8 protein-coding genes are annotated in these 12927 nt (G+C 39.4%); all 8 read right to left on the bottom strand.

From position 1 onward, the window contains the following. Positions 1 to 15: 15 nt before the first annotated feature. The 8 genes from RIL182_RS17790 to RIL182_RS17825 all read right to left on the bottom strand — a co-directional run bounded on the left by RIL182_RS17790 (position 16) and on the right by RIL182_RS17825 (position 12762). A complete protein-coding gene (locus RIL182_RS17790; protein WP_006856228.1) occupies positions 16 to 2157 on the bottom strand; it encodes a dynamin family protein in 2142 nt (713 codons plus the stop codon). Positions 2158 to 2206: 49 nt separating this feature from the next. Then, positions 2207 to 3370, bottom strand: a complete 1164-nt coding sequence (locus tag RIL182_RS17795; RefSeq protein WP_006856227.1) for a hypothetical protein — start codon at positions 3368 to 3370, stop codon at positions 2207 to 2209. Positions 3371 to 3433: 63 nt separating this feature from the next. Next, a complete protein-coding gene (locus RIL182_RS17800; RefSeq protein WP_006856226.1) occupies positions 3434 to 4744 on the bottom strand; it encodes a right-handed parallel beta-helix repeat-containing protein in 1311 nt (436 codons plus the stop codon). A gap of 11 nt (positions 4745 to 4755) precedes the next feature. Next, a complete protein-coding gene (locus RIL182_RS17805; RefSeq protein ID WP_006856225.1) occupies positions 4756 to 6321 on the bottom strand; it encodes a dynamin family protein in 1566 nt (521 codons plus the stop codon). Next, positions 6308 to 7912, bottom strand: coding sequence for a dynamin family protein (locus RIL182_RS17810; RefSeq protein ID WP_006856224.1), 1605 nt, complete (start codon positions 7910 to 7912; stop codon positions 6308 to 6310). Before RIL182_RS17810 ends, RIL182_RS17805 begins: the two co-directional genes overlap by 14 nt. A gap of 175 nt (positions 7913 to 8087) precedes the next feature. Continuing rightward, positions 8088 to 9158 (bottom strand): GTPase family protein, encoded by a 1071-nt coding sequence (locus RIL182_RS17815; protein WP_006856223.1) that lies wholly within the window; start codon positions 9156 to 9158, stop codon positions 8088 to 8090. A gap of 53 nt (positions 9159 to 9211) precedes the next feature. Beyond that, positions 9212 to 10507, bottom strand: coding sequence for a hypothetical protein (locus RIL182_RS17820; RefSeq protein WP_006856222.1), 1296 nt, complete (start codon positions 10505 to 10507; stop codon positions 9212 to 9214). A 137-nt stretch (positions 10508 to 10644) separates the two neighbouring features. Beyond that, positions 10645 to 12762 carry a SulP family inorganic anion transporter gene (locus RIL182_RS17825; protein ID WP_006856221.1) on the bottom strand — a complete coding sequence of 706 codons (2118 nt, stop codon included), beginning with the start codon at positions 12760 to 12762 and terminating at the stop codon, positions 10645 to 10647. Positions 12763 to 12927 lie beyond the last annotated feature (165 nt).

The raw sequence follows: 12927 nt of genomic DNA on the forward strand, positions 1-12927 counted from the left end.
AAATCCATCCTCCATTTACGCTTTTAATTCTGCTAACTTCTTTTCCAAAATCGCAGCATATTCTTTATATGCAGCAATCTCGTTCTCCTTATTTTCGCATTGGCTGATCAAATTTCCAAACTCTTCTGTTATATTGTTCAAAAGACTCTCTTCCACCTTCTGGCTGATTGCAGACATTTTTGTTTCAAAGCTCTTTACCTCTTTCTCTAATCTGTCACACAACTCTCCATAAATGTTTGAAATAGCCTTAGACAATGCGGTAGATAATTCCGTTTTCTCCTGTGCTGAAGTAAGTTCCCCATTAAACTTGCCCGCAATCCCACTCATGGCATCCGAAATATCCATATCAAAAACAGGAAACTCAATTCTGCTGATCGTCTCCTCCACCATAATCCTAAACAGCGAAGAATCGTATTTTTCACTTCCCATATCAAAATTATTTACCACTACATTTAACAGTTTTCGTTTTACTTCTTTCATCTGCATAGCCTCGCTAAACACTTCCTCCACCTGATTGGAAGCCTCCAGCGCATATTTCTTCAAATTCTCGATCGCATCAGCTGCTATGCAGTAAGAATAGTGTTCCTCGTATGTATATACATGTGTTTTTTTCCAAAACAAATGCCCTGTCGTATAAGAACCTGTACTTGTTTTACTACCGGTTCTTTCCCTGATATTTAAATAATCCTTACTGGAATCCCGGAGTTCTCTGATCCCAACCGCTTTTTCTGATTCAATCTTTGCATTTAATTCTCCAAAAACAGCTGCAATATCTGCCTTAATATTGTTCATCTGACTTTCGATCAGTTTCTTCTGTTCTAACAGCTGTTCTTTTTCATTTCCTTCCAGAAGTTTGATGCGCTGGTTTGTTTTATCCTGATATGATAACAGAAGATTACGCAGTTCTTCCACCGCATCCGGAATAAATCCCTTTGCCTTCGCTTCAAAAATATGTTCTTTTTCCGTTACTACCTCACGGAACAGTGCCTTAACCTCATCAAAGTTTCCAAGTAAATTTAAGTCGGAATCCATATCCGTTGAAAATTGACGGATCGCAGAATACATATTTTTTTCTTCTTTCGTAAACTCACTTTCCGCTTTGCCAATCATATTGTACGCCAGTGAAGATATCATGATCGGCTTTGCACACTGCCTGATTACTTCGATCAATTCCGGCGAACTTTCTCTTGCCTCTAAATCTTCAACAAATTCTTCGACTTTTGCCTTTGCTCTTTTCGTCAGTTTCTTCTTCACGATCCTGCAGGCTTTTGGAACATTATCCGTTGTGTTTTCGTCATCGCCAAAGATGTCATCCTCCTCCTGCTTTCTTAAAACGTCCCTGACCCCACTGTCATAACGGCTTGCAATCAGCACCAGCTTTTTTACACCTTTCTGCGGGAGCTGACTGGACAACAAGATCCAGTCACTTTTATCAAGGAATCCAGTCGACGGACTCAGAAAAAATACAACATCACATACTTCCATAAACTCTTTCGTGCGGATTGTCCGGGATGCGATCGGATCATTTAAACCAGGGGTGTCTACGATCGACAGACCTTTAAATTCTTCTTTGTTGAGATACAGTGTGACTGCCTTTACGATCGGTGTGTATTTTCCATCCTCTCCTACATAATTATTTAAACCGGAAACCAGAGCATCATAAGACTCATATTCTAAGATGTCCTTCCCCTTTTCCAGGTAAGGGACCGGGTCTACACCATTCCTTCTTACCATCTCAATAATTTCGCGTGCTGAGGTATAGATCTCATCCTCCAGATCCACACATGCATTTTCCTCAAGTACCTCCCATTCCTCTTTCGAATAGTACTCAATCTGAATGATGTTCTTATCTGAATATTCCATTTTAGTCAGGGTTGCTGTCTTAGGTGTCGGTGCTTTCGGCAATACCTCTTTTCCATCAAAAAGAAGTGTATTCAGAAACGTGGATTTTCCCGCTTTTACCTGTCCAATCACACCGATGTTTAACATCCTGTCTGTACGATAAAAATCTTCTGTTTTCTTTTTAAAATTTGATACCAGTCTCTGCAGTTCACTGATATCTTCTTTCTTTGCATGTCCGGTAACCTCTGTAATAATTGCATTTGTATTGTCAATAAATGTCTGAAACTCCTTGTTATCTTCTGTAAATACTGCCATACTGTGTCTTCCTTTCCATTGCAAAATATTTTATATACACGCTTTTTTATTAACCCTGAACTGCATACAAAAAACTGTCATAGTCATCAAAATAAGATACCACATAGATTGCCATATAGTGATCCATTTTCCCCTCTATCCTGCTCTTTTTTTCAAAATCCACATAATACACTATGCCATCACAGGGAGCTAAAATCTTTTTTGTCTGTTTCTTTGTTTTTATTTCTGAACTCCTAAACAAATCTTGTTTTGTCTCCCTAAAAACAGACAGTTTATCATACTCAAGAATACAATCCCCTTTTTTTACAAGGTTTCCATTCTCCAATTGCATTTTTACAGTTGCCGGCTGCCTTTTTCTACTTTCCTGCTTTTCTCCTGTACTTCCTGGTATCGTTTTATTTGTATTGCTTTTAGCTTCATACTCTTCATCACTTTCGTCTTTACCCATCCAGCGAACCGTACAGATCTCATCACATTTTATTCTCTGATCTATGATCCACTTATATGGAATATAATCCCTGAACTGGCCACACCAGCGTTCCGGTACAGTTACCTGAATTTCATTTAATATATCTGTATTATCTTCCAGCACACTTTTTGCAACCTGTGCAATAACCCGGATTTCTTCCTTGTCACAATCAAACATCTGTGCAAGATCTGCAACAACCGGCATGAAATTTCTCACATCTTCTGACAATCCTGCTATCATAAATGCTTCTGTCAGATAGGCATATTTATCATCCCAAAGATCCCTGCAGAGATTACCCATATCCCGCTCATCAAATCCAAGTCCCTCCTTATAGATATCCTCCGCAGACCATTCCAGCCCGATTCCTTTTGACAACCTGCACAGATACAGCATTCTGTCATAAATATCCTGTTTATCTGCCACAAAAAAATAAGAAAGACTGCCAATCGTCATTTTTTTCACATGCTCCGTGGTTTTTAAAAATGTTTCATTCTTAACCGGATGCTGATATGCCAGTCTTGTAATGGCTGCATAATTTTCCTTCTGTTCTTCCTCTGCCTGCGGTTTCATTTTTTCAATCTCTGAATGAAGCTGCTCTATACGCGCTTCAATTTCCCTTAATTCTACCTGTATGTCTGTAAAATTCATACTCACTCCCTGATTTCTTTGATCCACGTTCTTTTTATAGTCAATCTCTGCTTTTTCTGAGCTTTGTTCCATCTCTTCAATATCGAAATTGATCATTTTTATTCTCCAGTTTACGGACTTCCTGTTGTATGTCTAATATGCTTTTCAATTTGGTTTACCTCAAAACTTTGGAGGAATATAAGAATCTTTGTCTTTTTCAAATATTTGAGTTATATCTCCAGTACATTGATTATTTTCTTCTTCTATATTATTTGAATAAAAGAATCCTGCTATCACAGCATCTTTTTTACGTCTCACACCTATTCGAGTACAATTATGAAACACATTATCTTTTAAAATAAACCTCTCCATCTTTGCCCAACCCACCCACGGATTAAGCGCAGTAATTCCCAAAAAAGACCCATTTTTGACATCCGTACTAGCAGCATTTACTGCACCAATATAGCATTTTGTAATGGTATTTCCTGTAAATTCAACTACACCATTCTCATCATTATCTAACAAAAGCCAAAATACACCGCCGTCCCATAATTCATCTCTAGCTGTATCTTCCTTATCTCTCTGGTTATAATCATAAATATACCCGCAATTTTTAAACTCACACTTCCTAACTATAATGCTATCCACATGACTTATAATCGCTACACGATTACCAAAATTCTCACACACGCAATTTTCAAATACTACATTATTAACATTATACATCGTAAAATGTTTCTTCTCCCCATACATTTTACAATTTCGAAACACAACCTCTCCACACCCCTCAAATATCCATTCCTCATTCAGATGGATATTCAAATTCTCAAATACTACCCTCTTCTCCTCATGCAGAGTTGGAAATGAAATATCATACACCTGATCCACATCCGGGGAAGAATATCTCTTTTCATCCCGAAGATCAACAATTGCTCCGACATAATACGATTTAATATAAGGTAAAAAATCATATGTTCCGGCATATTCTTTAATCCATTTTTTCGCCTCATCATAATAAGATGACTCCTGTAAAAGCACTGACTTTGCAATCAGGCTTACAGATCCAATATCATTTTTTGTCACATCGCAAAGTTCGAGCAATTCCCCAAAATATTCATAATTTACCTTTTCTTCATTTCCCATTTTTAACAAAAGCAGACCATCTAAGGCAAAATAAAATTTAATATTTTTTTCCTTTACCACAGATAAAAACTCCTGCACATCTGTCTCCGATATCTCAAGTGCCATTCGCATCAATTCTTCTACCGGTTCCTCTGCTCCCATCCCACAGGCAATTCTGTTTAAATATAAAATCTGCATATCGGATGGATCATTTTTATACTGAATGACTGTACCTAAAAGTTTTAAGTACAATTTTTTTACATATTCATCCAATCCGCTCAGTGTTTCGTTTGTAACCGCATATTCTTTTGCCTTCATTTTCACAAGCAGTCCACGTATTTTCTCTAATCTCTCATTAAATTCATCCATTGTCACATCTCCTAATTCTGTTTCATCAATTCTGCATACTCTTTAGAATTTTTATACACATCATTGATATGAATCTGTTCCGGTGTGATATCACATACCTCCATCATGACATCTGCCAGTTCTTTTGCATACTCACTGCCCCCGGCTTTTTTATTAATAACCGGCTTCACTCCCTCAAACATATTGCAGAGCATATCTGTGATCGAACTGTCTGTCCTGATCCCCTTCGCCTTCTTATATTCTTCAAGCAGCTGAAGCGGATTCTTCACTTTATCTGTAAGAAGATCTATCTCTGACGGCTCCGGCATTGCAATTCCCACAATATCCGATATATATTTAATCTCCGTAAAAAATTCGTCCTGGAGTTCTTTTAATTTTTTACTAATATCTTTTAATTCATTTACATTCTTCTGCGCATCTTTTACCATAAGCTGCAATGGTTCTAATATCTCACTGTCAATATCTTCTGCGGATAATTTTGTGATTGACGTATTTAATCGTGTCAGTTTTCTGCCTTCCTCATCGATCTCATCCTCATAAAATTCCTTACAGCGCACAAACAGTACCTTGAAATTCCTGGCAAAATTGGATTCGTAAATATGATTGTTCCACTTCACAATCTGCTTTTTTATCTTCTCTGTGTCATTCTCAATAAACTTTTGCAGTTTTTCATCTTCCACCTGTTCTAACTTGCTGGTAAATGCAAATACATCCACATACCGGATGCCTCTTAAATCCAATGTAGCTTTGATTTTTTCCATGATGGACTGCAGATCTTTCAGGTTTTTCTTATCTGCCTTATTTACAATTATAAGTTTCGGGATATCTTCACGGAGTGTTTTGATAAACTTAATGTCCTCCTCCGTAATCGTTCCCGCATCTGCCTGCACAAACCACAAGATATAGTTGCTGGAATTGAGCTGTCCTCTTGCAATCTGCTCATCCGTTTTTGCCGAATATTTTTCCGAATCGGGCTTGGAATATCCAGGTGTATCTAAAAAGGCAATATTGCCGTATTTATGTAATGGAGTTGAGAAAAAGATATTTTCCAGTACATGACCAAGTGTCACCGCATCTGTCACCTTCTCATCCTCTTCATCCTCCAGTTCTCCAAAACCATGTGCTATTTTTTTTATGTCTCTCGGCTGCATCGATACCTTGGCATCAAACACATTAATTCCCATCACTTCGTGTTTTTTACCTTTTACAATATAGGTCGGAACTGAGGTTGATGGATCAATGTCTGCCGGGAGGACTAATTTTCCCATCAGTGCATTTAAAAAGCTGGACTTTCCGCTGGAAAACCCTCCGCCAAGAGCGACTATATTTTTGCCGATCAATTTATCATAAAGAATAAAATCCCTGAACTTCTCATACTCTGATTTAAAGTCTGTATATAATTCATAAAAATCTTCCGGTGCATTTTTCTTTAACGTATCCGGGATCTTTTTATTGATGATTTCCTCAATTTTAGATAAATCAACCTTTAACTGATTTCCATTATTCTGTCTTATAATATTGCAGAGCAAAGTAAAGTTCGCCATCAGTTTTTCATATACTTCTTCATCGTAAGCCATCTTTTATCTCCCCAATTCTCTCTAAATCCATTTTTATGTCTGCTTCTAAATTTTCTTTGTGTTCCCGTTCCTCATTCATTTTAGTTCTCACATCAGCCATTGCCTTTTCAAGCGTATCTCTTTGATTTTTCAATTCGTCTTCTATGGATATATTCACAAGCCGGATCTGTTTTGTAATTGTTGTCTCAATACCTTTTGCAACATCATCAATTACTTTTGGAAACACTTCATTCCTAAGTTTCATTCGTATCTCCTGTTTTGCCTCCTCGCGCTTTCTATCCCTTCTGACTTTTGCAAATATTCCAACCACAATTCCAAGTAACGGGTTTACTAACAGCGCTGTTGCTGCGACAGCCACCACATTAGATACCATTCCCTTATTGATCTTGTCTGTATCAAATGAAAAAGAAATATGTACATCCCCGATCGACTCACTGTCGATCGTCTTTGCAACTCTTTTCAGATATTTTTCCACCTTAGGAATAAAATTTTTCTTTACACTTACCGTGACTGCATTACGGACAACCGAATTAAGATGATCACTGATGCTCTGTCCATTCATGATCATTGCAACCAGGGTAGTCTCATCTGCCTCCATAGCTCTTTGAACATCATTCTTTATGTCCTCTACAAACTCGGAAATTTCCAGTTCAAAATCTTCCTGCTCATGTGAAAATTTTTCATCGAGGGAGGATAATTGTCTATGGAGTTTTTCCTCTTTCTCATCCAGTTCTGACTCCGATAACAGGCTTCCATTTAACAGAGTATTCAGATAGTTTTCTGTAGTTTCTATAATCGGCAAGACCAGTTTTTTATATTTATCTGCAAGAATATCCTGCGACTGTTCCTGAATATGGAGAAGAAATTCTTCCAGATTCCTCACCTCTCCGTCACGGCTGCTGGTAATGCAATACTCAATTTCCCTATCCCCAACATAACGTCTTAAACTCTCTTTCATTTTCTCAAAAACAAGTTCAAAATCATCATTTGCTTTATCATATTTCGTGATCACAATACATAATGGCATATCATGCAGACACAGTTCTTTTAATATTTCACCAATACTGCTTCTTACGATCATATCATCTGCTGGAAATGTAACAATATATGCAAGACTTTGCGGCAGGTAATCATCAATTGCTTTATTATGTATCTCAAATCCCGACTCAAACCCAGGCATATCTACCAACATAACATCCGGTATTCTTTCCAGGTTGTTATTTTTGAGCATAACTCTGACATTTTTTACAGTCTTTGCATCAGCCTCGTATTCCCTGAAATCTTCTATTGGCTTATTCATACATGTGTCATCATTTAGAAAAATCATGAACATCTCATCTAATTCTGTATAAACAATTTCCGTCGGGATTGCTGTCTCCGGTGTAATATCTTCTTTTAACATCTTTCTGCTGTATCCAAGAATTGTATTTACCAGTGCACTTTTCCCAGAACTAAATTTTCCAATAACAGGTGTACAAACTTTTGCATCCTGAATTTCTTCCTGCATCCGTAAAATATTTTCTGTTGAAATCCCATATGCAGCATTTATCTTTTTGAGCTCTTCCAATGCCTTTCGTACTTTCTCCATCATCTGCTCTCCATTCTTTTGTATATTTAATGTAGTTAAAAACTACTCTTTATTATATTTAATTGTCTGTCAAATAGCAATAAATACACTTGAATCTCTTGAAATTTTGTTATATTTTAATTTTCGTATAACTTATTTTGATAATCAATGAGCAGGTATCCCTACCTGCTCATTGCATTTATCCAAAAATAGAAGAAAAAATTCCTTTAATTGCTCCCACAGCTCCGCCTACCATTCCACCTACAATTTCTCCTGGTATTCCCATGATTGCCGCACCTATCGCGCAGCCTGTATCAACACCGCCAGAGATACACTCCCATACCGTATCACAAAATTCACTCTCCACCTCTCCACAGTAATTGCTTTCCTTGTCATCATACAACCAGTTGTCTTCCGTATCATTGATGTTATCGGCAAGCGCCAGCCTTTTTTCTTTCGGGATCGCTTTTACAATATAATACAAAAGTTTGGTGAGATTATATGGGTTTCTCTGTTCCCCATTTTCTTCCTTGTAGCCTGCACAATAACAGATGGGTTTGATATCAAGTCCGGTTCCCTCTTTGATCCTTTTATGCACTGAATCAGCTTTTTTCTTTAAAAACTCTTTTAAGACTTCGTCCGGTTCATTCCGTTCTGCATTCCAGTGTGTCCCCTTCATTGCAATATCAGATTGATTCAGCGCAATCAGAATTCTCTCCTTTGCAGCTTCCTCACCTAGACATGGAACCAGTACTTTGTTGATCAGATCATACGACGTACCCAGATCTTTCGATGACGCATCCAAGATTACGACAACCATATCTATCAGAGGATTGCACTCTTCGTCCATCTCATTTAATTTCTTTATGATGTCTCTGGTGATTTTTTCATCATTTTCCACACCATCTCCAAGCCCCGGTGTATCCCAGATAATCAGATTATCCAGCTCATACTTATCTATACAGGTTGTCTCCGGATCTACCCCCACCCCTACTTTTGCGACTTCCATATGGAACAATGCATTGATCGTAGAACTTTTTCCGCTACTTGTTGCCCCTGTTAGCATAATATTTACTTTTTTCCCCCGGATTTTTAATAATCTCGACAGTCTTTTTGTCTTTTCACCGTCATCGATATCTGAGCTCATAATATCCTCTTCCAGAAGATCATAAATACTTTTTTCCTCTGAATCTGCCGTTTCCATTTCTTTGCCAGCTGGATTCTCTTCCGGTGACAATGCCTTAATTTCAATCACTTTCTCTTCGCTCATAATCAATCCTCCAACATATCTTCATTATTTTATATCTGAATAAACACACTTTTTTACGACTCATATCTCGTCAACAGCTGATACGTCCCATCAAATCCCGTTGAATCTGTAACAATCACCGCATCTTCCAACACTGTCATTCTACCGATCACTGCATTTCCTTTTTCCTGATAAATGGCATATTCATTGATATCCTGTTTCCATAATTCTGCTTCCATCGTCCCCATTGTGGTACTGATAGAAATTGTTCCCACTGTATCTCCACCCTGCTGCTCACTGATGGATACTTCTGTTCCAAGTGAAATGTAGAGCGTGACCGCATCACTTCCCTGATATTCTCCGGCAAAATTTTCTACTTCTCCCTGCGCATACTGTACCTGACCGGTATCGCTTTCTGTATCTGCCTCTGAGTCATTTATCACATCCATCATGTTACTTACCCAGTAGATTCCTGTAATTACGCCGCTTTCATCATTTTCAAACATGACACCCGCCATCTGATCTTTATATGAATATACGGTTTCATATCCATCATCACCGTAATAACTGTATCCGTATTTTGCCAATTCTTCATCTGAAATATCTATAAAATCATCACCAATGGAAGTTCCTGCAAAATTTACCGGATATTTTTCCGTTTCTAACTTAAAACCACTGATCATCCCATCATTTACTTTCACTATGATATCTTCTGACCCGTCACTGTAAGTTTCACTGTCATCTGCGGATAACATGTCACACACCTGCAGCAGATCATCCATCTTACCACCAACATACTCTGCTATATCGATCTCCGCCGGCTCCTGCTGTTCTTTCATATTTTTATTTTCATTCTGTTTTTTTACCTCGTCCTGACTTTGTACTTCATTCTGGGCTGATGCACCACTGTTAAGATCTTTCACATCACTGATCACAAAAAGCGGCAGCTTTGAATCACCAACCATCTGATTCGCATAAGTAAGTGTACAGTTAAAATAATACTCCTGCGTATCCGGATCCGGCTGTGCATTCATCAGCCAGTCCCAGTCTGCAATGACTGCTTCATCTCGCTGCATGATCACACCTGCGTTTATTTTTCCTGTTCCAATATATACTGCATAAGTATTGGTGTCGGTATTGGTTACCGGATATGGTACGGTAATATCCGTCTTTACACTTTCTTCAAATCCATCTGCTTCCCAGTCTGCAAAACCATTTGTAAAAGAACTTAATTCCACAACTTTTGCCAGATCCGTATCCGTATGATTCTTACCCGGTACCACAAATAAAATAACAATTATCACTGCAACCGCTGCTGCCACTCCACCTATTATCAATGGAAGTTTGTTTTTTTCTTCTCTCTTTTCCATCTCATTTTCCTCCCTTGTTTTTTGATATCCTCATTCTAGCAGACCACACGGACACATAATGTCCATGTACATTTTTAAGTAAAAAAATAGACAGAAATGTTTTTCTTACATCTCTGCCTAAAAAGTATCTTTATTTTCTACTCTTTCCTTTTTTCTCTCAGCTCTAACACCAGCTCATACACCTCCGGTCTGTGCTCTTTTAAATGCTCATCCAGAAGATGCCTGCGCTCCTTAAAACGCTCTGCCAGCTCCGGATGTTCTTTTGCGATACGGTCATGCACTTCTTTCCGGTGCGCCTCCAGTTTGCCCGCTAATGTCATTTCATCCTTGCCGGAAATATTGACGATTTCCTTTAAGTGCTCCTCTAAATGTTCCAGCCATTCATCCTCATCAAGTGCCTCCATGTGTGCCCAGCGGCCATGAAACAGATTTTCGACATCCCCAGTCTTTTTTAACTGCTCAATCTGCAGCACAATCTGTCTTTCGATTTCTTCTTCCGTTTCCGAACCAAACGCCCAGACAAATTCCTGCACACGGTTATCCGCACGTTTTCTCGATGCGCTGCGCTCCTCATTATCCACGCCGCCCTCAAGAGGATACGGTCTGTTGATTCCCATATCTTTTAACGCGATATGTATGGTTCTCCGCACACAGCCTTCCTCGATGAGATAGCCAAGGCCTAATTTTCGAAGCTGCTCATTCACGTCTGCGATGTGCTCTGTCATATAGAAACGGATTCCTTTTTTCTTCAAAGATTTGTACAGGATCTCCAGACGGTCTGCCGCTGTGATATCCAGACTTCCGATTCCTCCGGCATCCAGAACGACTGCTTTCGTGTCATCTTTGATATGCTCCTCGATATCCTTTTGCAGCACCCCGATATTGGCAAAAAACAAATTGCTGCTGAAACGGTAAATCAAAACTCCCTCCACCGCATGGATCTGGCTGCCTTCCCGCAGATCTCTAAAATGCTGATGCCCCGGCTGGATTCCCAGAAAACATCTTGCCGGTTTTGAAGTACGGATGATCATTTCCGTAAAAGAAAGGATAATTCCGATCAGAACGCCGTTAATCGTGCCAAGCATCAATACACCAAAAAATGCACCTATAAAAATGAAACACTCCGTCCGGCTGACTTTCCACAATCTGACCGCAAGTTCAAACTCCGTTGCCCCAAGCAGTGCCGAGATCACGATCGCCGTCAGCACCGGGATCGGCAGATACCCGATAAAACCGGTTCCACAGAGGAGAAGAATGATCATTGATAGCCCAGCCACAATACCGGTAAGCTGTGTCTTTGCCTGATACTGTTCGCCCATTGCACTGCGCGATACTGAACCGTTGATCAGACAGCAGCCGGTAAATGCCGCCACAAAGTTGCCCATGGAAAATGCAAAAATTTCCTGATTATCATCGATCTTGTAACCATTTTTCTGTGCAAAACTATTCTCAGCCAGCAAAGTTTCCGCCATAATGACAACAGCGACTGACAGACTGGTGATGATCGCATCCTTTGGTGCGATTGCAGAAAAATCCGGTATGCTCCATTCTGGCATGCCAGGTTCTACTGCTGCAAGTGTCTGCACCCCCCACTCCCTGACCGGCAGAAAGCGTGTCATAAGTGCGCCTGCTGCCATCAGTGCAACTGCCATCGGAAACTTTGGCATCACTTTTTTTGATACCAGAAGAATAAAAAGCGCGGTAAGCCCGATCACAAGGGAGGGCAGATTGATCGTTTTTAAAGTTTCTGCAATGTGCTCTGCCAGTTCAAAAAGTTCCCCGACTCCTGCCGTTCCGCCCATCAGTTTTGGCACCTGCATCAGTATGATCGTCGTGCAGATTCCGGTGATAAATCCCCCCATAACCGGTGCGGAGATAAAATTGACCAGTTTTCCTGCCTTCATAAAATAAAACGCCAGCAGCCACAATGCTACAAAAAAAGTCAGCACCGGAACTGCCGCCATGGCTTCTTTTGTGCCACTTTCGATTCCAAGTCCGACGATGGCAGATCCGACCAGCGCAGCCGGAGCTGCATCCACACCAAAAATAAACTGTGGTGACGTGGAAAATAATCCGAATAGAATGATCGGGAACACCGAACCATACAGTCCGTAAACTGCCGGAAGCCCTGCGATCTGCGCATATCCCATGGAAATCGGAATGGAAACTGCCATGATAATGATTCCCGCAAGGATATCCTTCGGAAAATTTTTCTTATCATAATGTTTTAATGTCTGGAATGGTTGCAATTTCATAGTTCAATCACACTTCTCTCTTTTTATTCAAACCTGACATGCTCTATATTTTTTCTTCCTTACTGTATCACAAATTTTTTAAAATCAAAAGATATTCCCTTGTAAAATCTTCCTATGAATGATACGATATTTTTATGCGCTTTTTCTTACTAATGTGATGAATCG

It is taken from the genome of Roseburia intestinalis L1-82, from assembly GCF_900537995.1.
Taxonomy (GTDB): Bacteria; Bacillota; Clostridia; order Lachnospirales; family Lachnospiraceae; genus Roseburia; species Roseburia intestinalis.